The sequence below is a fragment of the Streptococcus sp. SCPM-O-B-15304 (M98) genome, assembly GCF_058200215.1.
On sequence record NZ_JBYQGQ010000018.1, the window covers coordinates 1 to 21,940 of the forward strand.

A 21,940-nucleotide genomic window follows, 5' to 3' on the forward strand; every position below is an offset into this window, starting at 1 on the left:
TGTTCCTTTCAAAACGTAGCCTTAAAGCAGGAAGTCGTGTCTTGATTGTTGATGACTTCTTGAAAGGCGGAGGAACGATTAACGGTATGATTAGCCTTTTAACAGAGTTTGATTCTGAGCTAGCTGGTGTAGCTGTCTTTGCTGATAATGCGCAGGAAGATCGTGAACAGCAGTTCGACTATAAATCGCTCTTAAAAGTTACCAATATTGATGTGAAGAACCAACAAATTGAAGTTGAAGTTGGGAACATCTTCGAAACAGAAAAATAAGAGAGAATAAGATGCTTAAAGGTTGGAACTTTCGTCCCAGCCTTTCTTTGATAATGAATATGAAGGAGCCCTATGAAGACGCCATTTATTAAACGTGAAGACTTAGAAAAGATTGTTGAAGAGTTTCCAACTCCATTCCATCTCTACGATGAAAAAGGTATTCGCGAGAAAGCACGCGCAGTTAATGAGGCTTTCTCTTGGAATAAAGGCTTTAAAGAATACTTCGCAGTTAAGGCAACCCCAACTCCAGCTATCTTGAAGATTTTGCAAGAAGAAGGATGTGGAGTGGATTGTTCTAGTTATGTAGAACTCTTGATGAGTCATAAGCTTGGGTTTACAGGGGCGGAGATGATGTTTTCATCTAACAATACACCAGACCAGGAGTACGCTTATGCCCGTGAATTAGGGGCGACTATCAACTTGGATGCCTTTGAAGATATCGACCATTTAGAGCGCGCTGCGGGGATTCCTGAGATCATCTCTTGCCGTTACAATCCCGGTGGCGTATTTGAACTCGGAACGGATATTATGGATAATCCTGGTGAAGCTAAGTTCGGGATGACTAAGGAACAGCTCTTTGAAGCCTTTGCTATCTTGAAAGAAAAGGGAGCAAAAACTTTTGGGATTCATTCCTTCCTAGCTTCTAATACTGTGACTCATCTCTATTATCCAGAATTGGCGCGCCAGCTTTTTGAACTGGCTGTAGAAATCAAGGAAAAGTTAGGTATTTCGCTGGACTTCATCAATCTTTCGGGAGGAATCGGGGTCAACTATCGTCCGGACCAGGAGCCAAATGATATTGCTTTAATTGGTGAGGGGGTTCGTCAGGTTTATGAAGAAGTTCTTACGCCAGCAAGTCTCGGTCAAGTTAAGATTTTTACAGAACTAGGTCGCTTTATGTTAGCGCCTCATGGAATTCTAGTGACTAAAGTAACCCATAAAAAGAAAACCTACCGAACTTATCTCGGAGTAGATGCATCAGCTGTCAATCTTATGAGACCGGCTATGTATGGAGCCTATCACCACATCACCAATATGATGAATCCTGACGGTCAGACGGAAGTCGTTGATGTTGTTGGTTCACTTTGTGAAAACAACGACAAGTTTGCAGTTAATCGTGAACTACCTCAAACAGAAATTGGTGATCTGTTAGTCATTCATGATACAGGTGCGCATGGATTCTCTATGGGTTACCAGTACAATGCGAAACTTCGTTCAGCAGAGATTCTCTACACAGAGGACGGTGGTGCACGACTAATCCGCAGAGCAGAGCGACCTGAGGACTATTTTGCGACTCTCTATGGATTCGACTTTGACAAGGATTAGAAGAATTTTTGAAAATCATGAAAGTTGAAAGTGAAAAACAGTTTGTTTTCTAAAAAATAGACAAAATCTGTGGTTTTTCTTTTCAGGCATGATATAATAAAGCTATAAAACGGTTTCAAGGAAGGTGACGTGATGTCTGAAGAAACAATTGACTATGGACAAGTGACAGGAATGGTGCATTCGACAGAGAGTTTTGGGGCGGTAGATGGCCCTGGAATTCGTTTCATTGTCTTTTTGCAGGGCTGTCAGATGCGTTGCCAGTATTGCCATAACCCTGACACATGGGCGATGGAAACCAATAAATCTCGTGTACGAACAGTAGATGATGTTCTAGAAGAAGCGCTTCGTTATCGTGGTTTCTGGGGAGACAAGGGAGGTATCACAGTCAGTGGAGGAGAAGCTCTCTTGCAGATTGATTTCTTGATTGCTCTCTTTACAAAAGCAAAAGAAAAAGGAATCCACTGTACCTTGGATACTTGTGCCCTTCCATTCCGTAATAAACCACGTTATTTAGAGAAATTCAACAAACTAATGGCCGTGACAGACTTGGTTCTTCTTGATATCAAGGAAATCAACGAAGCACAACACAAGATTGTAACCAGTCAAACCAATAAAAACATCTTGGCTTGTGCTCAGTACTTGTCAGATATTGGGAAACCTGTTTGGATTCGTCACGTTCTTGTGCCTGGATTGACAGACCGTGATGAAGATTTGATTGAACTTGGGAAGTTCGTAAAAACTCTTAAAAACGTTGATAAGTTTGAAATCCTACCCTACCACACTATGGGAGAATTCAAATGGCGTGAACTTGGGATTCCGTATTCACTTGAAGGGGTTAAACCTCCAACAGCAGATCGTGTGAAGAACGCTAAGGAATTGATGGATACAGAAAGCTATCAAGATTACATGAAACGTGTACATGGATAAAAAGAAGCCTGATGGAAACATCGGGCTTTTAAGTTTACACAAATAAATACAAATAAGATTAAATTAAACAAAATTTTTATGATTTATATGACAATACAGATTTTATAAAGATTTAAAATTCTGAGAAAAATCCGAAAATTATTGGTTAATATATACTTGTTTAAAACGATAAAACAAAAAATTGAACAGGAGACATCTATGGAACAAAGTATTACCATTAAAAATCTATGTAAGTCATATGGTCACACTCAAATTTTAAAAGATATTTCTTTTGAAGCAAAAGCAGGTAGAGTGACTGCTTTCCTTGGTCCAAATGGAGCTGGTAAAAGTTCAACCTTACGTATCTTATTAGGATTAGACAAAGCAACATCTGGTCTTACCAAAATTGGAAATCAAACTTATAAGGAATTAAAATTTCCTCTAAAGACTGTAGGAGCTTCATTTGACAGTGTCGGAGCTCCTGATGATCGGACTGTTTATCAACATTTGAAAATTGTTGCTGCTAGTAATGGAATATCCAGCCAGCGAATTGAGCAAGTCTTGGATATGGTGGATATTAGCCATAAGAAAAAATCTAAAATAGGAAAATTATCATTAGGAGAAGGACAACGCTTGGGAATTGCAACAGCTCTATTAGGGGATCCTCAGTATTTGATATTGGATGAACCGACAAATGGGTTGGATCCAAGAGGAATTCGGTGGTTTAGAGAGTTTATAAAAAAACAAGCTCAAGAAGGAAAGACCGTCTTGCTATCATCTCATATATTATCGGAAGTGGAAGCAGTGACAGATGATGTGGTCATCATAAATAAAGGCAAAGTTCTTATAAAAGGGACTTTACAAGAAGTGATGAAAAATCTTTCTTCACTGGAGGAAGTCTTCTTTAGATTAACAGAGGGAGGAAAGTGACATGGCACTTATTTACTCTCTTCATTCTGAAATATTGAAATTACTTTATAAGAGAGCTACTCATGTTGTACTATTCTTGATACTAGTATTTCAAACGTTTTTAGCAAATATTGGTGCATCTCAAATTGTTTCAGTTGGTATCCATGCTACCCCAGAGACAACCCCAGAGTTAGTAGAAGCTATTCCCCCTATTGAATTTTTAGGTTTTGATGTTACTTTAGTTGGCGTTTTTTTTATGATTATCTTAGGCTCAATCTACGGAGCTGAAGAGTATAAAGGCTCTGCTATTCGCACAAGCCTCCTTTCTAATACGAGTAGAAGTACTTTCCTAGTTTCAAAAACATTAGTTTGGCTGGTATTTTCTTTTGTCATTTCCTTCCTATCAATATTTCTGACGATTAACATGACACATTATGTTTTAGGACAAGATGGTTTATTACTTTTTTCACTAAATGGGACAGTTTGGTTCTATATGTTTTTGGACAGTATAGCTTGGACGTTGTTGGGGCTTTTAGCCTATATTCTGGCTTTAACATTTAAAAAAGCCCTTGTTCCCCTATTGTTTTTGCTTCCTCAAGTCTACAATTTAGGAACATTCTTAGCCGATCATATATCAATTGCGAAATTTCTTCCAGTTTCATTGAGCTATGGACTGATTGCTACATCTCCTCAAATGTTAGAACAGAATAGTTTACAAAATATTTTGCTTTTACTTTGTTGGAATTTGTCATTCTTGGTTTTGGCAATTTACCGGTTACTTAAGTCAGATGTTGGAGGAGGGGAATGAGTTGAAAGAGCAATTTAAAAGTGAGTATCTCAAGTTTATTATGAATCCTTGGCATTGGTTGATTATAGGTGCTCTATTACTTTGTGTTCCGCCGATGGTTATTTTTTTAAATAGTAAACCAGATCAGTTGACCCTACACTTTGTTTTGGAACAGCTACTGCAAAGTCTCTATTTAGGACAGGCAGGTTTTATTAGTCTAGCTATACTATTTATAGGTCAAGAATTTACAGGTTCTAGCCTTCGTACAAGTTTTCTTACATGTCCAAATCGTTTAAAATTTATAATATGTAAACTAGCTATTGTGTTATGTGTGGAAATTGTATTATTGCTAGCTTTAATATCAGTATGTATACTAATTGCCCAAGGATACTACAATATCAATCTTTTGAGCAATATTAAAAATGTTCTAACAATCCTATTTCCAGTTTGTATTTCTATTTTAACCTTCTCTCTTTTAAGTGGTATTTTTGTATTTATTTTCCGATCTTTTACCTTAATTTTGGGAATAAGTTTATCTCTTTTATTGGGCTTGGGACAAATGCTACTACAATTCAGTTCTTTTTTTAGAAATTTACCATTACTAGCTAGTATGAACTGTTACTATATCCATCCTTTATCACTTTATTACCCAGTTTGGCAAGGTCTGGGGATACAAATAGTTTGGTTATTAATTGTTTTTGTAGTTGCTACACTGATACTTATAGGAAGAAATGTACGCTAAAGACAGGGGCTATCCTGTCTTTTTCTCAGTTAATGATATAATATAACTTAGGAGCGTGAGTTATGGCTTATAAAATTTTAGTTGTAGATGATGATCTTGCTATTCTTCGCCTAATAAAGAAGGTACTAGAGTATGAAAAGTATGAAGTAGTCATACGAGATAACATAGAAGAGATTGATCTTTGTGATTTTACAGGATTTGACTTGATTTTATTAGATATTATGATGCCTGTTAGTGGTTTAGAAGTCTGTCAGATGATTCGCGAGCAGATATCTGTTCCTATCTGTTTTATAACTGCTAAGGATATGGATGAAGATTTGGTGGCTGGAATCAATGCAGGAGCTGATGATTATATTATCAAGCCCTTTAGTATGCCAGAGCTTTTAGCACGTGTTAAAATGCACTTACGTCGTGAAGAACGGACTAAAGGAAATGTTCATCAAATAAAGATTGGGAAGCTTATACTATATACGGATAGTAAGGAACTATTTGTAAACGAAGATAAGATTGCCTTGACAAGGAGGGAATTTGATATAGTGAATCTTTTAGCAAGTAACCCAAGTAAAATATATTCTATAGAGGAAATCTATAATTATTTATATCCACAAAGTTCAGAAGCTCTTTTACGTTCGGTTTCAGAGTACATTTATCAAATTCGTCAAAAGCTGAAACCTTATCAATTAAATCCAATTAAAACCTTGTACGGTGGAGGATATCAATGGGTAGAATCAAAAGTTTTAGACAATTAATTCGAGAAACCTGCTGGAGAATTATTTGGCAGTTTAGTCTTGGCTTACTAATGGCCTATCTTATTCCCTTAGCTTCAGTATCTATACAAATAAATGAAGATGGGAAGCCTCTTAAAAATAATGATGTTCAATCAATTTTTTTTAATGTGTCATCATGGATATATATTTGTGTTTTATTGATTATTCTAATAAGTTATCACATTGGTAAATTGTTGAAAAAACTAAGTTATGAAATGAATTTGATTTATGAAAATAGTATGTGGCTTGAAAGCGAATGTACAGAAAGATTAACGGTTAAGGAGTTTCGTGAGACTGGTAATCGCATTATTGTGATGCAAAATCGTATTCGACAGCTATTAGATGATGAGAAGCAACAGAAAGAAGATTTGATGTTTCAGGTTTCAGCAGCTTCTCATGATTTAAAGACACCTCTAACTATCATCAAAGGGAATGCAGAATTTTTGCACATTTCCACTAAAGATGAGCAGTCTAAAGAATGTTTAGCGGATATAGTTCATGCTAGTCAACGCTTGCTTGATTATTTTAATCAGTTGATTCATTATTCTAAAACTTACTATGATGATGAGACAGGTTGGACGGAGTATTCTTCTTCAGATTTTATCAATGAATTAGAGAAAGAAGTCTCTTTTTTGATAAAAAATCAGATGAAGTTTTCTTTTGAACAAAATTTGAAAGGAACTGAAAGCTATTATATAAATCCATCTCTTCTGATTCGTGCAATACAAAATATTTTAACAAATGCTTTGGAGTATGCAGATAAACAGAATCCTAAAATTAAAATTAGGGTAGAGCAAGAGGGGAAGGAATTGAAAATAGGGATATGGAATAATGGCTCTGAATTTCCAGATGAAGTTTTAACTAATTTTGGGAAGCTCTTTTATCGTATGGATAAAGCTAGAACGGTTAAAGAGCAACATTTTGGTATTGGACTTAGTTTTGTATGTAGAGTTGCAAAACTGCACAAAGGCCGAGTTGAGCTTAGAAATAGAGACGAGGGAGCAGAAGTTTTAATGGCTCTTAATTGTATTAAATCAAAGTGATTTACTTACTAATTTGTTGTCATAGGATTTAAATAAATTAAGATGTGAAAGTAGATAATAAAAACGAATGAATGATACCTAGTTCATGAAAACTAATTGTCATTCATTCGTTTTTTTAATTATTGGATAGCACACGTAGCTTTATCTAGAATGTTGTTTTCCAGAATTGCGTTTTTTATTTTTCTTCTTAGCAGAAGTTGAGATAACTGCAGCTGATTCAGGAGTTACATCTTTACGAGTAGCTGAAGTTTTGCTTGCTTGTGGTGGGTTCTTGGCATATTCTTCGCGTACTTTTTTACGAAGTTTTGGACGAATGATGTAGTTGACGATGAATTGTTGAAGGATCATCATGAAACCACCGACAACCCAGTAAAGTGTAACACTGGCTGGTGAGAAGACAGAGAACACGACAATCATGAGAGGGCTCATATAGAGCATCTTCTTGATTTGTTCTCTTTGAGTTTCATCCTCAACTCCATGTAAAGAAAGGAGTGATTGAAGATAGTAAAGGATACCAGCAAAGGCAACCAAAATCATACTAGGTGAGCCTAGAGGAATTCCTAGGTAGCTTGCTTGGGCAACTCCTTCAGTATGTTGGGCAGCAAAGTAGATAGCAGAGAAGAAAGGCATTTGAATGAGGATAGGGAAACATCCCACGCCGCCAAACATGCTGATGCCGTGCTCTTTTTGAGCAGCAAAGAGAGCTTGTTGAGCTTCTAATTTTTCTTCTTGTGTCGTTGCTTCTTTCAGGCGAGTCTGATGTGGTTCAAGGACGTGCTTGAGAGCATTCATCTTCTCAGAGTGAAGGGTCGCCTTCCATGATTGGTAGATACCAAGTGGGAGGATAATCAAGCGAACGATAATGGTTACGATGATGATCCCAACACCGAAACCGAGACCTTGGTCATTAGCGAAGTATTTGATAGCTTCTCCCATCGGAGCACCTAAGAAATCCCAAACGGGACCAATTGGCTTACCTGTTGCTTTATCAACCTGGACACAACCTGTCAAGACTAATAGCATAGCCACTCCCATGACTGAGAGAGCGATTCGTTTAATTGATTTCACTGTTTTTATTCCTTCTTTAAAAATTATACCTTTCTATTCTACTGTTTTTTTGGAAAATATACAATAGTTCTAGAGACCTAATTTGCGACTTTGAAGTCGGAATAGGAAGGAAAGTTGCTTAATTGGACGTCGAGATAGGTTACTTTAGAGAATGGGGTAGGGCCTTTTCGGATCTCTTGGATAAATTTAGCCATGATGGCTGAAGACTCTGCTTGGGCAAGGATTTCAACGGTTCCGTCATCGTTATTCCAGACACGACCCGTGATTCCGCCTAGTTCGAGAGCAAGGGTATAGACGCCCCAACGAAAGCCCACTCCCTGAACGCGTCCCTGTGCAATCATTTTGACCTTTTGCATACCAAACCTCCTTGATTGTGTTATAATATTTCTATGACTATTATAACCTCTAAAGCCAATTCTGTGGTGAAAAATGCCAAGAAATTGCATCAAAAAAAATATCGCAAATCTTCTTATTTAATTGAGGGATGGCATCTGTTTGAAGAAGCTATTCAGGCTGGTGCAAAGATTGAGAAAATTTTTGCTCTCGCAGAGTATGGTGAAAAATTAGTAGACTATCCTCAGACTGTCCTTGTGACAGAAGAAATCTTGCTCGATTTAGCAGATTCTCAAACTCCTCAGGGTATTGTTGCCATTGTTCAAAAGGAGGATGAGCAGTTACCAGATTTGAGACAAGGAAAGTATCTCTTTTTAGAAGATGTGCAGGATCCTGGAAATGTTGGGACCATGATTCGGACGGCAGATGCAGCAGGTTTTTCTGGAGTCATCGTTTCCAGCAAGTCAGCAGATATCTATAGCCTCAAAACGCTTCGCTCCATGCAAGGCAGTCATTTCCATTTGCCGATTTATCGCATGCCTGTTGAAACATTTGTAGAAGAGGCTAAAAAGGGCAATTTACCAATTCTGGCAACTACTTTGTCCCAAAAATCTAAAGATTATCGTGAACTGGCTTGCCTAGAAGATTTTGCCTTGGTCATGGGGAATGAAGGTCAAGGCATTAGTCAATTCATGACAGACCAGGCAGATCAATTGGTCCACATCAGCATGAAAGGGCAGGCAGAAAGTCTAAATGTCGCCATTGCTGCAGGCATACTCATGTTTTATTTGAGTTAAAATAGTTTATTTTTGTTATAATCAGTAAAAAGATTTCATAAGGAGAAAAAGATATGAATCAAACAATTATTCAAGAACGTTCTGGCTTGAATCAATTTTATGCAAAAGTCTATGCTTTTGTAGGGATTGGGATCGCCTTATCTGCACTTGTTTCAGCCTTAATGTTAACAACCTTCCAAGACCTTCTTGTTCAGTTGATGCTTAACGCCCGCATATGGCTAATTGTGACAGGAGTAGTTGAAGTTGCTCTTGTCATTGCAGCCAGTAATATGGCTTATAAAAATAGCCCAGCAGCTCTTCCGATGTTTCTCATCTATTCAGTAGTGAACGGTTTTTCACTGAGTTTCATCGTGTCGCTCTATCTACCAGGAACGGTTCTAACGGCCTTTATTTCCAGCGCAGCTCTCTTCTTTGTCATGGCTATTATTGGAGTTGTGATTAAAAAGGACTTGAGTGGTATCGGACGTGCTTTGATTGGAGCCTTGGTAGGTCTCATCTTGGCTATGATTGTTAATGTATTCTTAAACAGTGGTCTATTCGATTACATTATCAGTATTGTCATGGTTCTTGTTTTTGCAGGTTTGATTGCTTGGGATAACCAAAAGATTCGCTATGTTTATGAAGAATCAAATGGTCAAGTCGCTACAGGTTGGGCAATTTCTTTGGCACTTAGCCTCTACCTTGACTTTATCAACCTCTTCCTTAGCTTCTTGCGTATCTTTGGAAGTGACGATTAATACTTTTAGAGCTCAAATGAGCTCTTTTTTTAATTTTTACTTTTATTTTTACTGGCAAAAGGGTATAATCATTTTATTATTTAAAAGGAGAGATGTATGAAGAAAAGTTTTATCCATCAACAGGAAGAAATTTCCTTTGTAAAAAATACCTTTACCCAGTATTTGAAAGATAAATTAGAAGTTGTAGAAGTGCAAGGACCAATCTTGAGTAAGGTTGGGGATGGGATGCAGGATAACCTTTCAGGGATTGAACATCCAGTTTCTGTTAAGGTTTTGCAAATCCCAGATGAAACCTATGAAGTGGTGCATTCCCTTGCTAAGTGGAAACGCCATACCTTGGCTCGTTTTGGTTTTGGCGAGGGTGAAGGCCTCTTTGTTCACATGAAGGCCCTTCGCCCAGACGAAGATTCGCTAGATGCGACTCACTCTGTCTATGTTGACCAGTGGGACTGGGAAAAGGTCATTCCTAATGGGCAACGCAATCTAGCCTATCTCAAAGAAACAGTTGAAAAGATTTATAAGGCTATTCGTTTAACAGAGTTAGCAGTAGAAGCACGCTATGATATTGAGTCAATTTTGCCTAAGCAAATTACCTTTATCCATACAGAAGAGTTGGTCGAACGCTACCCAGACTTGACACCAAAAGAACGTGAAAATGCTATCTGTAAGGAGTTCGGTGCGGTCTTCCTAATTGGTATCGGTGGAGAATTGTCAGATGGAAAACCTCATGACGGACGTGCACCAGACTATGATGACTGGACAACTGAGTCTGAAAATGGCTATCATGGCTTGAATGGAGACATCCTTGTTTGGAATGATAACTTGGGTGCAGCCTTTGAATTGTCTTCAATGGGCATTCGTGTCGATGAAGATACCCTCCGTCGCCAAGTAGCCATTACAGGAGACGAAGACCGTCTAACTTTAGAATGGCATAAGGCTCTCCTAAATGGACTCTTCCCATTGACAATTGGTGGAGGAATTGGCCAATCTCGTATGGCTATGTTCCTGCTTCGTAAGAAGCACATCGGTGAAGTCCAAACCAGTGTTTGGCCTCAAGAAGTGAGAGACACCTACGAAAATATTCTTTAATCAATCGAGCCGTAAGGTTCGATTTTCTTTTTTTGATAAGAATTTGGTATAATATACGGTATGAAAATCGTATCAGGAATCTACGGAGGGCGTCCGTTAAAGACGCTGGACGGTAAAACGACAAGGCCAACATCAGATAAGGTTAGGGGCGCTATTTTTAATATGATTGGTCCCTACTTTGAAGGTGGGCGTGTGCTAGATCTTTATGCTGGCAGTGGTGGTCTATCCATCGAAGCAGTCTCAAGAGGGATGTCCAGTGCAGTACTGGTTGAGAAGGATCGTCGAGCCCAGAATATAGTCGCAGAAAATATCCGAATGACTAAGGAAACCTCTAAATTTCAATTGTTGAAAATGGAATCCAGTCGTGCATTAGAACAGGTTGATGGTGTCTTTGATCTTATTTTTTTGGACCCTCCCTATGCCAAGGAGCAAATCGTGTCAGATATTGAAAAAATGGCAGAGAGAAATCTTTTTTCAGAAGATGTCATGGTGATATGTGAGACCGATAAATCAGTAGAACTTCCAGAAGAAATCGCCTGTTTGGGCATCTGGAAGGAAAAAATATATGGGATTAGTAAGGTGACGGTTTATGTCAGATAAGATTGGGCTATTTACAGGTTCTTTTGATCCGATGACCAATGGACATTTGGATCTCATTGAGCGTGCAAGTAAGCTCTTTGATCAATTGTATGTGGGAATTTTTTATAATCCTCATAAAACAGGATTTTTGGCGATAGAGAGCCGAAAGAAAACTGTTGAAAAAGCAGTGGCCCATCTGAATAATGTCAAAGTCATAGCTTCTCACGATGAATTAGTCGTTGATGTTGCTAGAAAATTAGGTGCAGAGGTCTTGGTGCGTGGCTTGCGTAATGCTACAGATCTTCAGTATGAAGCTAGTTTTGATTTTTACAACCATCAACTAGCGGGAGAAATGGAGACAATCTACCTCCACAGTCGCCCAGAGCATGTATACATCAGCTCTTCGGCTGTGAGAGAACTATTGAAATTTGGTCAAGATATCAGCGGGTATGTACCAAATGCTGTCCTAGAGGAGTTAAACAATGAAGAAAAAAACTAGATGGCCCTTATATCTCATTATTGGGCTCATTATCACTTTTATCGCTTTTACGGTGCCCCTGCCTTATTATATCGAGGTGCCAGGAACGTCTGAAGATATTCGAAAGGTCTTACAAGTTAATAACCAACCTGACCAAGAGGAAGGTTCCTACCAATTTGTAACAGTTGGAGTTAAGCATGCTAGAGTGGTTGACTTAGTCTATGCTTGGCTAACACCTTTTACGGACATACATAGTGCCAAAGAGATGACTGGTGGTTCATCAGATGCGGAATTTATGCGAATCAACCAGTTTTATATGGAAACTTCGCAAAACATGGCCAAATATCAAGGCCTAAAGACGGCGGGTAAGGAAATAGAGCTCAAATATCTGGGTGTCTATGTTTTGACTGTAACAGATAACTCGACTTTCAAGGGAGTTCTTAATATTGCTGACACCGTGACAGCTGTGAATGATAAGACTTTTGAGAGTTCCAAGGAGATGGTTGACTACGTTAATTCTCAAACTCTAGGTGATCAGGTTAAGGTTACTTATGAGGAGGATGGAAAAGTTAAGACTGCTGAAGGAAAGATCATTACTCTAGAAAATGGGAAGAATGGTATCGGAATCGGTTTGATTGACCGCACAGAAGTATCTAGTGATGTGCCAATCAAGTTTTCAACTGCAGGCATTGGTGGTCCTAGTGCTGGGATGATGTTTAGTTTATCCATCTACACGCAAATTGCAGATCCTACTCTTCGAAATGGACGGATTATTGCGGGTACAGGAAGTATCGATAGAGATGGTAACGTAGGTGACATTGGTGGAATTGATAAAAAGGTTGTGGCCGCAGCTAAAAAGGGAGCAACTGTATTCTTTGCTCCTAACAATCCAGTAACTGAGGAAGCTAAAAAGGCAAATCCAAATGCCAAGAGTAACTATGACACAGCTCTAGAAGCAGCTCAGATGATTAAAACAGACATGAAAATCGTTCCAGTCAAAACGCTCCAAGATGCGATTGACTATTTGAAAAACAATCCTTAAACAGTAGGCGAATCCCTAAACTAGCATAGAAAAAAAGAAGATGGTATAATAGGCAAATGATTCAATTGTTTTTAACCCTTAGTAGTCATATGTTTTTTGTCTACCTAGTCTTTCAGCTCTTAAAAGATTTGGTCAGATGGGATCAAATTTTGAAGGTGACAAAGGATAATGCGAAGAAGGTTCGACTCTTGGTAGTATTGTGTAGTATCGGTTTAGGATATCTGGTTAGTTCCTTTTTTCTGAACCTCTACCAACTTTGGCAAGAAGCAGTTAGGACGCTATTTTAAAATTGTAAGTGAAGGAAAATACTCTATGGAAAAAATTGTAGTTCAAGGTGGCGATAATCGTTTGGTTGGAAGTGTTACCATCGAGGGTGCAAAAAATGCAGTTTTGCCACTGCTTGCAGCAACTATTTTAGCAAGTGAAGGAAAAACAGTCTTAAAAAATGTTCCTATTTTATCGGATGTTTTTACCATGAATCAGGTGGTTCGTGGATTAAATGCGAAAGTAGACTTTGATCAAGAAGCACATGTTGTTGAAGTTGATGCTACTGGAGACATCACCGAAGAAGCTCCCTATAAGTATGTCAGCAAGATGCGTGCTTCAATTGTAGTATTGGGGCCAATCTTGGCTCGTGTAGGACATGCTAAAGTTTCGATGCCAGGTGGCTGTACTATCGGTAGTCGCCCTATCGACCTTCACCTAAAGGGACTCGAAGCGATGGGGGCTCAAATTACTCAAACGGCAGGATATATCGAAGCTAAGGCAGAACGCTTGCACGGAGCTCACATTTACATGGACTTCCCAAGTGTAGGTGCTACTCAAAACTTGATGATGGCAGCAACTCTTGCTAACGGCGTTACAGTCATTGAAAATGCTGCGCGTGAACCTGAGATTGTCGACTTGCCTGTTCTCCTAAATAAAATGGGTGCCAAGGTCAAAGGTGCAGGAACAGAAACTGTGACGATTACTGGTGTTGAGCAACTACACGGTGCGACCCACAATGTTGTGCAAGACCGTATTGAAGCAGGAACCTTCATGGTAGCAGCTGCCATTACAGGTGGAGATGTCTTGATTCAAGATGCCATCTGGGAACACAATCGTCCCTTGATTGCTAAATTACAGGAAATGGGTGTTGAAGTCATTGATGAGGACGAAGGAATTCGTATTCGTTCTCAACGTGAAAAATTAAAGGCTGTCCACGTTAAGACACTTCCACATCCAGGATTTCCGACAGACATGCAAGCGCAGTTCACTGCTCTGATGACTGTTGCTCAAGGTGAGTCAACCATGGTAGAGACAGTCTTTGAGAATCGTTTCCAACATTTAGAGGAAATGCGTCGTATGGGCTTGCACTCTGAAATCATCCGTGATACAGCCCGTATCGTCGGAGGACAGCCTCTCCAAGGGGCAGAAGTTCTATCGACAGACTTACGTGCCAGTGCAGCCTTGATTTTGACAGGCTTGGTAGCTGAAGGCGAAACAGTTGTAGGAAAGCTTGTCCATTTAGATAGAGGTTACTACCGTTTTCATGAAAAATTAGCTCAGTTAGGAGCTAAGATTGAACGGGTAAGTGTGGAAGCTGATGAAGATGAATAAACGATCCAAATATGTCTTACGTCGCTTTGTCCTAGTAATTGTAGTATTACTACTAGGATTCTTAGCTCTTGCTATTGGTTTGATGATTGGCTATGGTATTCTAGGAAAAGGTCAAGATCCTTGGGCTATTTTAGCACCAGCAAAATGGCAAGAACTCATCGCAAAATTTACAGGAAAATAGACTGGGAGACCAGTCTTTTTCTAGGAAGTGAAATGAAGGAGAAAATATGAACAAAAAAACAAGGCAGGCCCTAATTGGCCTCTTGCTCTTTTTGCTCTTGTCAGCAGGAAGCTACTATATTAAACAAATGCAGTCTTCCAACACTGCACCACAAACACAAGTAAAACAAAAATCACAGTCGTCTGATACTCCAAGTCAAGAACTGGCAGAAAGTGTACTGACCGATTCGGTTAAAAAACAAATCAAGGGCAATCTAGAATGGAATGGCGCAGGAGCCTTTATCGTCAATAACAATAAAACCAATCTGGATGCTAAGGTTTCAAGCAAACCCTATGCAGATAACAAGACAAAAACGGTAGGAGGAGAGACAGTTCCCGCAGTAGCGAATGCAATCATGTCAAAAGCAACAAGGCAGTACAAGGACCGTGAAGAAACTGGCAATGGTTCAACATCTTGGACGCCTGCGGGTTGGCATCAGGTTAAGAACCTAAAAGGAAGCTATAATCACGCAGTTGATAGAGGACACTTGTTAGGCTATGCCTTGATAGGTGGCTTAGATGGCTTTGATGCTTCTACCAGCAATCCTAAAAATATTGCCGTACAGACAGCTTGGGCCAACCAAGCGCGTGCAGAAGATTCCACAGGCCAAAACTACTATGAAAGTCTTGTTCGAAAAGCTCTAGATCAAAACAAACGAGTGCGTTACCGTGTGACGTTGCTCTATGCGTCTGAGAAAGACTTGGTTCCGTCCGCATCGCAGATTGAAGCTAAGTCCTCTGACGGAGAATTGGAGTTTAATGTCGTTATTCCAAATGTCCAAAAGGGAATTCAGTTAGATTACCGAACAGGTGAAGTCACAGTCACAAAAAATAACTAATTGATCAAGAGGTTGAGGAAAAATCCCAACCTCGTTTTTTATTAGTCATGAACTGTAGAAATGATTGCTTGTTTTTTGCTTTTCTGATTTTAAAGAGCTTTTTTAAAGATTCACAAGGCTTGAACTAGGGCGTCGAGACTTGGATTGCGGCTCTCTATTCAGCGCCCCTTTATCATAGAAATTGAAAATTAATGTGTAAAAATTGGAAAATATGGTATAATGGTTTCAATTATACTTTTTAGGAGAAGGAAAATGGAAGACCCGAGCAGTCAGGATTTGTTACTGCAATTTGTTTTATTAGTTGTTTTGACCTTTTTAAATGCCTTTTTCTCTGCAACAGAAATGGCCATAGTTTCACTTAGTCGTTCACGTGTTGAGCAAAAAGCTGAAGAGGGAGATAAACGCTATATCCGTTTACTAAAGGTACTTGAAAACCCCAATCACTTTTTATCAACCATTCAAGTTGGTATCACCTTAATTACGATCTTGTCAGGGGCTAAACTAGCAGATTCACTTGGAGAGTTGATCGCCTCTTGGATGGGAAATAGCGAAACTGCCTATGCGGTAGCTAGCTTCTTATCATTAGCTTTCTTGACCTATATTTCTATTGTTTTTGGTGAGCTTTATCCTAAGCGAATTGCTCTAAATCTTAAGGATGCCTTGGCTATCCGAACAGTACCGTTTATTATTGCTCTTGGTAAGATTGTGAGTCCCTTCGTTTGGATGCTCTCAGCATCAACTAATCTCTTGAGTCAATTGACACCGATGACATTTGACGATGCAGATGAAAAAATGACTCGTGATGAGATTGAGTACATGTTGTCTAAGAGTGAAGAAACCTTGGATGCTGATGAAATTGAAATGTTACAAGGGATTTTCTCGCTAGACGAGCTCATGGCACGTGAAGTCATGGTTCCTCGAACCGATGCTTTCATGGTAAATATTCAGGATGACACTCAAACCATTATCCAAAGTATCTTAAAACAGAATTTTTCTCGGATTCCTGTTTATGATGGAGATAAGGACAATGTTATTGGATTGATTCATACTAAGAGTCTCCTTAAAGAAGCCTTTGCCAGCGGGTTTGACAATATTGTCTGGAGGCGAATCTTACAAGATCCACTCTTTGTACCTGAAACTATTTTTGTGGATGATTTATTAAAAGAGTTTAGAAATACTCAAAGACAGATGGCTATCCTTCTGGATGAGTATGGAGGTATGGCTGGTCTAGTTACGCTGGAGGATCTCCTTGAGGAGATTGTTGGTGAAATTGATGATGAAACTGACCGAGCTGAAGTTTATGTTTATACAATTGGCGAAGATACCTATATCGTCCAAGGGACAATGAATTTAAATGACTTTAATGACTACTTTGATGTTGAACTTGAAAGTGATGATGTAGATACGATCGCTGGTTACTATTTGACTGGCGTGGGAACTATTCCAACATCAGAAAAACTTAGCTATGAGTTAGAAAGTAGCAATAAGCATATCACTCTAACCAATGATAAGGTCAAAAATGGACGTGTAACCAAGCTTAAGGTTCAAATCCAAGAACTCGAATCAGAAGAAGAAACAGAATAAAACAAAAGCTTTATCAGAGTAGAACTGATAAAGCTTTTCTAGTAGTAAAAAAGAAAAGACTCCTGTGGGAGTCTTTGATAACATAGAGGCGGTAGACGGATTTGAACCGACGATCAAGCTTTTGCAGAGCCGTGCCTTACCACTTGGCTATACCGCCTTAACTTTTATTATTATACCTTTTAAATTAAATCTCGTCAATAGTTTCTTTTCTGAAAATGTAAGTTTTCCTGCTTTCAAAAGGCATGCGACAAAATATTCTGAAAATTCGTTTACTTTTGAGAGGGATTATGGTATAATCAACAGTATCTCATTAATTTTAATAGAGGAGTTAACTAAACATGAAAAAAAGTCGGATTCTTGCAGTAGCGGGAGTGTCCTTGCTTGCGGCAGGAGTGCTTGCTGCATGTTCAAATACGAATTCAAATGCAGGTTCAAGCAATGCAAAATTAGCATCAGATTATAAATACGTTTATTCAGTTGATCCAGAAACATTGGATTATGTTGTTAACAACGTTGATTCTACTTCTTTTGTAACTACAAATGCAGTAGATGGTTTACTTGCTAATGATAAATATGGCAACCTCGTACCATCGATTGCTGAATCATGGACAGTTTCACAAGATGGTTTGACTTACACTTATAAAATCCGTAAGGATGCTAAGTGGGTTACTGCTGAAGGAGAAGAATACGCTCCAGTTAAAGCCCAAGACTTTGTGACAGGGTTGAAACACGCGGTAGAAGGAAAATCAAAAGGGCTGTCTGTTATTAGTTCTTCAATTAAAGGACTCAGCGCTTACATTAACGGTGAAACAAACGACTTTTCAACTGTTGGGGTAAAAGCAGTTGACGATAACACTCTGGAATACACCTTGAATCAGCCAGAGACTTTCTGGAATGATAAAACAACAAATGGCGTGATGATGCCAATCAACGAAGATTTCCTTAAATCTAAAGGGGAAGGCTTTGGTGCACCTACAGATCCATCTTCTATTTTGTATAATGGACCATTTGTTTTGAAAGCAATCACAGCTAAGTCTTCAATCGAAATGGCTAAGAATGATGCTTATTGGGATAAAGATGCAGTTAAAATTCAAAACATTAAATTTACATTCTGGGATGGGAAAGACCAAGATGTTGTTGCTAAAGGATTCTCAGAAGGACAATACAGTAAAGCTCGTATTTATCCTACTAGCTCAACATACGAGAAATATGCGTCTGAGTTCAAAGACAACATCTACTTTAGCGAACCAGGATCAGCTATCGCTACTGTCAGTGTGAACTATGGCCGTTCAACTTATAACCATACTTCAAAAACAACAGATAGTCAAAAAGAATCTACAAGAAAAGCCTTGCTAAATAAAGAATTCCGTCAAGCCCTAAACTTTGCGGTAGATCGTAATTCTTACTCAGCACAGACAAATGGCACAGAAGGAGCTGCAGTTGCAATCCGTAATACTTTCACACCATATAATCTTCCAGTTGGTGACAAACAATTTGGTGAACTTGTAGAAGAAAGTCTTTCGAAGACAAACTCAGGCACATGGTCAAACATTTCACTTGCTGATTCGCAAAATGGTCTCTACAATGAAGAAAAAGCTAAAGCAGCCTTTGCAAAAGCAAAAGAAAGCTTGAAAGCTGAAGGGGTAGAATTCCCAATCCACTTGGATGCTCTAACAATCCAAGAATCTACAGCTGTTGTAAACCGTGTTCAATCACTTAAACAATCTATTGAAAACGTACTTGGATCAGACAATGTTGTAATCGATCTTCAACAAATGACTCAAGCAGAAGCATTACCACTTTCATTCAGTGCTCCAACAGCGAAAGAACAAGACTGGGATATTCATACTTTGACTGGATGGAATCCAGATTATCAGGATCCATCAACTTTCTTAGACCAGTACACGATTAAAGGCGGAAATACTCGCTTGCTTATGGGTATTGACAAAGATACTGACGCATCAGTTATCCAAAAACTTGGTTTGTCTGACTATGAAAAATTAGTTGATGAAGCAAATAAAGAAAATCAAGACGTTCAAGAACGCTACGAAAAATATGCCCTTGCTCAAGCTTGGTTAACAGACAACGGTTTGACAATTCCTGTAATGGCAGGTCCAAAAGAAACCGCTGTATCATTTGTATCTAAAGTTATTCCATTTACTTCTTCTTACTCCGCTGCGGGTCTTAAAGGAGAAAACTCAGGTTACTTGAAGTACACTGAGGTTGGTGAAAAACCTATTACAAAAGAAGAATACCAAAAAGCTCGTGAAAAATGGCTCAAAGAAAAAGCTGAATCAAACGAAAAAGCTCAAAAAGAATTAGCGAGTCATGTGAAATAAATAATGCTCATCAGAACTTTCTCTCCTAAAGGAGAAGGTTCTTTTGGGATTTTAAAGGAAATAATATGAAAAAATATGTTTTTATGCGTATCTTGCGGTCGTTGGTTTCTATTTTCTTAGTAACGACCTTGATTTACACAATCATCTATACGATGGTTCCACGGAAGTTGATCTTCAAACAAGATACTAACTACAATAAAATTGCAACAACGGCTGATAAACGTGATAACTATGAAAATACCGTCTTTGAGCGTATGGGTTATATCGAATATTATGATACGAAAGAGTTGCAGGAAAAAGCTAGTAGCATTGACTCTTCTGTTACAGTAGATGCAAATGATACAAATAAAGCAATCTATGAAAAATATATCCAACAACTTGGGAATGGTTGGACTCTAGGTGAGTTTACAGAGAGTGGACAATTCTACGCTACACGTGAAATTCCTATTTTTGAGCGTGTGTTCAAATTCTATGCAAACTTGCTTGATATTGACCATACAAACAAGATCCAAGACCCTGAGAATCCTAACTTAGAGCGTTATTTACGCTTTGAGAATGATCCTGCTATCGGTTGGTCTCTTGTGGGTTCAGGTACTAAACACAAATACCTCTTGTACTTCAATAGTCAGTTCCCATTTGTTCACCAAAACTTTGTCAACTTGAACCTAGGAGATTCTTATCCAACTTATGCCAATACTCCTGTTCTTCAAGTTATTACACAAGGACAAGGACAAACGAAGACTTCTGAAGTTCAATTCCCAACTGGTAAGAAAACATCATCAGTTAACATTTACTCAAGAACTTATAAATCTCCGAGTCAAGCAGATGCTCGTGAAGTAGCCAACTACGGTAAAGATGATCCATATACGGCTACTGAAAGCAACTATCAGTACCCATCTATGATTGCAAGTTCTGCTATCACTGGTTTGATCGGTCTTGCGATTTCATATGCGATTGCAGTTCCTCTTGGTTCAGCAATGGCTCGTTTCAAGAATACTTGGATTGACAGCCTATCTACAGGTACTTTGACCTTCTTGATGGCCCTCCCAACGATTGCTCTAGTTTATATCATTCGTTTGATTGGTTCTTCTATCGGATTCCCAGACTCATTCCCAATCTTGGGTGCTGGCGATTGGCGATCTTATGTCCTTCCATCAGTCATTCTTGGTTTACTTGGAGCACCTGGTCTAGCTATCTGGATTCGTCGTTACATGATTGACTTACAATCTCAAGACTTTGTCCGTTTTGCTCGAGCTAAAGGTTTGTCTGAAAAAGAAATTTCTAACAAACACATCTTTAAAAACGCTATGGTACCACTCGTTTCTGGTATCCCAGGTTCAATTATTGGTGTTATTGGTGGAGCAACTCTTACTGAAACAGTCTTTGCCTTCCCAGGTATGGGTAAAATGTTGATTGACTCTGTAAAAGCATCAAACAACAATATGGTAGTTGGTCTGGTCTTCATCTTTACATGTGTTTCAATTTTCTCTTATTTGATTGGAGATATTTGGATGACTATTATTGACCCACGTATTAAATTGACAGAGAAAGGAGGCAAATAATGTCTACGATTAGTAATGATAAATTTCAATTTGTAAAACGAGATGATTTTGCCTCTGAAGCAATTGATGCTCCTGCCTACTCATATTGGGGTTCTGTTTTTAGACAGTTTTTGAAGAAAAAATCAACAATCATCATGCTTGGTATTTTGATTTCCATCGTATTGATGAGTTTCATCTATCCAATGTTTTCTGATTTTGACTTCAATGATGTAAGTAAGGTAAATGACTTTAGCGCTCGTTACATTAAGCCAAATGCTGAACATTGGTTTGGTACAGATAGTAATGGTAAATCTCTCTTTGACGGTGTCTGGTTTGGAGCACGTAACTCTATCTTGATTTCCGTAATTGCGACCTTTATCAACGTTGTTATTGGTGTTATTGTCGGCGGAATCTGGGGTATTTCAAAATCAGTTGACCGTATCATGATGGAAGTTTATAACGTTATCAATAACATCCCTTCACTTTTGATCGTTATTGTTTTGACTTACTCTATCGGTGCAGGTTTCTGGAACTTGATTTTTGCCATGAGTGTAACTACTTGGATTGGTATTGCTTATATGATTCGTATCCAAATCATGCGTTACCGTGATTTGGAGTACAACCTTGCTTCTCGTACACTGGGAACACCAACTCATAAGATTGTTATTAAAAATATCATGCCTCAATTGGTTTCTGTTATTGTTACAACTACATCACAAATGCTTCCTGCATTTATCTCATATGAAGCCTTCCTGTCATTCTTTGGACTCGGCTTGCCAATCACGGTACCAAGTTTGGGACGTTTGATTTCAGATTATTCTCAGAACGTAACAACCAATGCTTACCTCTTCTGGATTCCATTGACAACTTTGGTCTTGGTATCCTTGTCACTGTTCGTAGTTGGTCAGAACCTAGCGGATGCTAGTGATCCACGTACACATAGATAG

Annotated in this window: 24 protein-coding genes and 1 tRNA gene; 22 read left to right on the top strand and 3 right to left on the bottom strand. The window is 38.7% G+C overall.

Features of this window, described 5'->3' with window-relative positions; genetic code table 11:
* The 8 genes from AC3E7H_RS09315 to AC3E7H_RS09350 form a co-directional block, all read left to right on the top strand.
* A partial coding sequence (locus AC3E7H_RS09315; protein ID WP_490676454.1) for a phosphoribosyltransferase family protein occupies window positions 1-269 on the top strand: 269 nt, incomplete at its 5' end.
* A gap of 72 nt (window positions 270-341) precedes the next feature.
* Complete coding sequence (locus tag AC3E7H_RS09320; RefSeq protein WP_004251617.1) at window positions 342-1,595, top strand: diaminopimelate decarboxylase; 1,254 nt, start codon at window positions 342-344, stop codon at window positions 1,593-1,595.
* A gap of 132 nt (window positions 1,596-1,727) precedes the next feature.
* Window positions 1,728-2,522, top strand: a complete 795-nt coding sequence (pflA, locus tag AC3E7H_RS09325) for a pyruvate formate-lyase-activating protein (RefSeq protein WP_004251620.1) — start codon at window positions 1,728-1,730, stop codon at window positions 2,520-2,522.
* A 198-nt stretch (window positions 2,523-2,720) separates the two neighbouring features.
* Entirely contained in the window at window positions 2,721-3,431 is a 711-nt protein-coding gene (locus AC3E7H_RS09330; RefSeq protein WP_004251622.1) for an ABC transporter ATP-binding protein, read from the top strand.
* A gap of 1 nt (window position 3,432) precedes the next feature.
* The gene (locus tag AC3E7H_RS09335) at window positions 3,433-4,218 is read left to right on the top strand and encodes an ABC transporter permease (protein ID WP_004251625.1); all 786 of its coding nucleotides are present in this window, start codon (window positions 3,433-3,435) and stop codon (window positions 4,216-4,218) included.
* A 1-nt stretch (window position 4,219) separates the two neighbouring features.
* Entirely contained in the window at window positions 4,220-4,939 is a 720-nt protein-coding gene (locus tag AC3E7H_RS09340) for an ABC transporter permease (RefSeq protein ID WP_004251626.1), read from the top strand.
* A 62-nt stretch (window positions 4,940-5,001) separates the two neighbouring features.
* Window positions 5,002-5,688: a response regulator transcription factor gene (locus tag AC3E7H_RS09345; protein WP_004251628.1), complete on the top strand. Its 687-nt coding sequence runs from the start codon at window positions 5,002-5,004 to the stop codon at window positions 5,686-5,688.
* Window positions 5,658-6,749 (top strand): sensor histidine kinase, encoded by a 1,092-nt coding sequence (locus AC3E7H_RS09350; protein WP_070677010.1) that lies wholly within the window; start codon window positions 5,658-5,660, stop codon window positions 6,747-6,749. Before AC3E7H_RS09345 ends, AC3E7H_RS09350 begins: the two co-directional genes overlap by 31 nt.
* Window positions 6,750-6,890: 141 nt before the next feature.
* Here AC3E7H_RS09350 and yidC read toward each other — a convergent pair whose 3' ends face one another.
* Window positions 6,891-7,817 carry a membrane protein insertase YidC gene (yidC, locus tag AC3E7H_RS09355; protein ID WP_490676455.1) on the bottom strand — a complete coding sequence of 309 codons (927 nt, stop codon included), beginning with the start codon at window positions 7,815-7,817 and terminating at the stop codon, window positions 6,891-6,893.
* 77 nt (window positions 7,818-7,894) lie between these two features.
* Window positions 7,895-8,173: an acylphosphatase gene (locus AC3E7H_RS09360; RefSeq protein WP_001174501.1), complete on the bottom strand. Its 279-nt coding sequence runs from the start codon at window positions 8,171-8,173 to the stop codon at window positions 7,895-7,897.
* 33 nt (window positions 8,174-8,206) lie between these two features.
* On the opposite strand from AC3E7H_RS09360, the gene AC3E7H_RS09365 reads away from it, so the two are divergent.
* The 11 genes from AC3E7H_RS09365 (at window position 8,207) to AC3E7H_RS09415 (ending at window position 17,113) form a co-directional block, all read left to right on the top strand.
* Window positions 8,207-8,947: a TrmH family RNA methyltransferase gene (locus AC3E7H_RS09365; protein WP_490676456.1), complete on the top strand. Its 741-nt coding sequence runs from the start codon at window positions 8,207-8,209 to the stop codon at window positions 8,945-8,947.
* Window positions 8,948-9,000: 53 nt separating this feature from the next.
* Window positions 9,001-9,684, top strand: coding sequence for a Bax inhibitor-1/YccA family protein (locus AC3E7H_RS09370; RefSeq protein ID WP_075228308.1), 684 nt, complete (start codon window positions 9,001-9,003; stop codon window positions 9,682-9,684).
* Window positions 9,685-9,780: 96 nt separating this feature from the next.
* The gene (gene asnA, locus AC3E7H_RS09375; protein WP_000747986.1) at window positions 9,781-10,773 is read left to right on the top strand and encodes an aspartate--ammonia ligase; all 993 of its coding nucleotides are present in this window, start codon (window positions 9,781-9,783) and stop codon (window positions 10,771-10,773) included.
* A gap of 60 nt (window positions 10,774-10,833) precedes the next feature.
* Complete coding sequence (rsmD, locus tag AC3E7H_RS09380; RefSeq protein WP_075228307.1) at window positions 10,834-11,373, top strand: 16S rRNA (guanine(966)-N(2))-methyltransferase RsmD; 540 nt, start codon at window positions 10,834-10,836, stop codon at window positions 11,371-11,373.
* Window positions 11,363-11,851, top strand: a complete 489-nt coding sequence (gene coaD, locus AC3E7H_RS09385) for a pantetheine-phosphate adenylyltransferase (protein ID WP_248035169.1) — start codon at window positions 11,363-11,365, stop codon at window positions 11,849-11,851. The genes rsmD and coaD overlap by 11 nt, the downstream gene beginning before the upstream one ends.
* Window positions 11,835-12,872, top strand: coding sequence for a SepM family pheromone-processing serine protease (locus AC3E7H_RS09390; protein WP_485732057.1), 1,038 nt, complete (start codon window positions 11,835-11,837; stop codon window positions 12,870-12,872). Before coaD ends, AC3E7H_RS09390 begins: the two co-directional genes overlap by 17 nt.
* Before the next feature lie 56 nt (window positions 12,873-12,928).
* Window positions 12,929-13,159 carry a DUF1146 family protein gene (locus AC3E7H_RS09395; protein ID WP_485732055.1) on the top strand — a complete coding sequence of 77 codons (231 nt, stop codon included), beginning with the start codon at window positions 12,929-12,931 and terminating at the stop codon, window positions 13,157-13,159.
* Between the two features lie 25 nt (window positions 13,160-13,184).
* Complete coding sequence (gene murA / locus AC3E7H_RS09400) at window positions 13,185-14,471, top strand: UDP-N-acetylglucosamine 1-carboxyvinyltransferase (protein ID WP_490676457.1); 1,287 nt, start codon at window positions 13,185-13,187, stop codon at window positions 14,469-14,471.
* The gene (locus AC3E7H_RS09405; protein WP_081478784.1) at window positions 14,458-14,652 is read left to right on the top strand and encodes a DNA-directed RNA polymerase subunit beta; all 195 of its coding nucleotides are present in this window, start codon (window positions 14,458-14,460) and stop codon (window positions 14,650-14,652) included. The genes murA and AC3E7H_RS09405 overlap by 14 nt, the downstream gene beginning before the upstream one ends.
* Before the next feature lie 46 nt (window positions 14,653-14,698).
* Window positions 14,699-15,529, top strand: coding sequence for a DNA/RNA non-specific endonuclease (locus AC3E7H_RS09410; protein ID WP_490676458.1), 831 nt, complete (start codon window positions 14,699-14,701; stop codon window positions 15,527-15,529).
* Window positions 15,530-15,781: 252 nt separating this feature from the next.
* The gene (locus AC3E7H_RS09415) at window positions 15,782-17,113 is read left to right on the top strand and encodes a hemolysin family protein (protein ID WP_485732050.1); all 1,332 of its coding nucleotides are present in this window, start codon (window positions 15,782-15,784) and stop codon (window positions 17,111-17,113) included.
* Window positions 17,114-17,199: 86 nt separating this feature from the next.
* Here AC3E7H_RS09415 and AC3E7H_RS09420 read toward each other — a convergent pair.
* Window positions 17,200-17,270: transfer RNA gene (locus AC3E7H_RS09420), tRNA-Cys, on the bottom strand.
* Window positions 17,271-17,451: 181 nt separating this feature from the next.
* Here AC3E7H_RS09420 and AC3E7H_RS09425 point away from each other — a divergent pair.
* The 3 genes from AC3E7H_RS09425 (at window position 17,452) to oppC (ending at window position 21,940) form a co-directional block, all read left to right on the top strand.
* Window positions 17,452-19,452, top strand: coding sequence for a peptide ABC transporter substrate-binding protein (locus AC3E7H_RS09425; protein ID WP_490676459.1), 2,001 nt, complete (start codon window positions 17,452-17,454; stop codon window positions 19,450-19,452).
* Between the two features lie 65 nt (window positions 19,453-19,517).
* Complete coding sequence (locus AC3E7H_RS09430; RefSeq protein ID WP_000761009.1) at window positions 19,518-21,014, top strand: ABC transporter permease; 1,497 nt, start codon at window positions 19,518-19,520, stop codon at window positions 21,012-21,014.
* On the top strand, window positions 21,014-21,940 hold the full coding sequence (gene oppC, locus AC3E7H_RS09435; protein WP_000104373.1) for an oligopeptide ABC transporter permease OppC: 927 nt from the start codon (window positions 21,014-21,016) through the stop codon (window positions 21,938-21,940). The genes AC3E7H_RS09430 and oppC overlap by 1 nt, the downstream gene beginning before the upstream one ends.

Coding starts and splice junctions, on each gene's coding strand:
- AC3E7H_RS09320 (WP_004251617.1), top strand. CDS start 342: ATGAAGACGCCATTTATTAAACGTGAAGACTTAGAAAAGATTGTTGAA.
- pflA (WP_004251620.1), top strand. CDS start 1,728: ATGTCTGAAGAAACAATTGACTATGGACAAGTGACAGGAATGGTGCAT.
- AC3E7H_RS09330 (WP_004251622.1), top strand. CDS start 2,721: ATGGAACAAAGTATTACCATTAAAAATCTATGTAAGTCATATGGTCAC.
- AC3E7H_RS09335 (WP_004251625.1), top strand. CDS start 3,433: ATGGCACTTATTTACTCTCTTCATTCTGAAATATTGAAATTACTTTAT.
- AC3E7H_RS09345 (WP_004251628.1), top strand. CDS start 5,002: ATGGCTTATAAAATTTTAGTTGTAGATGATGATCTTGCTATTCTTCGC.
- AC3E7H_RS09350 (WP_070677010.1), top strand. CDS start 5,658: ATGGGTAGAATCAAAAGTTTTAGACAATTAATTCGAGAAACCTGCTGG.
- AC3E7H_RS09360 (WP_001174501.1), bottom strand. CDS start 8,173: ATGCAAAAGGTCAAAATGATTGCACAGGGACGCGTTCAGGGAGTGGGC.
- AC3E7H_RS09365 (WP_490676456.1), top strand. CDS start 8,207: ATGACTATTATAACCTCTAAAGCCAATTCTGTGGTGAAAAATGCCAAG.
- AC3E7H_RS09370 (WP_075228308.1), top strand. CDS start 9,001: ATGAATCAAACAATTATTCAAGAACGTTCTGGCTTGAATCAATTTTAT.
- asnA (WP_000747986.1), top strand. CDS start 9,781: ATGAAGAAAAGTTTTATCCATCAACAGGAAGAAATTTCCTTTGTAAAA.
- rsmD (WP_075228307.1), top strand. CDS start 10,834: ATGAAAATCGTATCAGGAATCTACGGAGGGCGTCCGTTAAAGACGCTG.
- coaD (WP_248035169.1), top strand. CDS start 11,363: ATGTCAGATAAGATTGGGCTATTTACAGGTTCTTTTGATCCGATGACC.
- AC3E7H_RS09390 (WP_485732057.1), top strand. CDS start 11,835: ATGAAGAAAAAAACTAGATGGCCCTTATATCTCATTATTGGGCTCATT.
- AC3E7H_RS09395 (WP_485732055.1), top strand. CDS start 12,929: ATGATTCAATTGTTTTTAACCCTTAGTAGTCATATGTTTTTTGTCTAC.
- murA (WP_490676457.1), top strand. CDS start 13,185: ATGGAAAAAATTGTAGTTCAAGGTGGCGATAATCGTTTGGTTGGAAGT.
- AC3E7H_RS09405 (WP_081478784.1), top strand. CDS start 14,458: ATGAAGATGAATAAACGATCCAAATATGTCTTACGTCGCTTTGTCCTA.
- AC3E7H_RS09410 (WP_490676458.1), top strand. CDS start 14,699: ATGAACAAAAAAACAAGGCAGGCCCTAATTGGCCTCTTGCTCTTTTTG.
- AC3E7H_RS09415 (WP_485732050.1), top strand. CDS start 15,782: ATGGAAGACCCGAGCAGTCAGGATTTGTTACTGCAATTTGTTTTATTA.
- AC3E7H_RS09425 (WP_490676459.1), top strand. CDS start 17,452: ATGAAAAAAAGTCGGATTCTTGCAGTAGCGGGAGTGTCCTTGCTTGCG.
- AC3E7H_RS09430 (WP_000761009.1), top strand. CDS start 19,518: ATGAAAAAATATGTTTTTATGCGTATCTTGCGGTCGTTGGTTTCTATT.
- oppC (WP_000104373.1), top strand. CDS start 21,014: ATGTCTACGATTAGTAATGATAAATTTCAATTTGTAAAACGAGATGAT.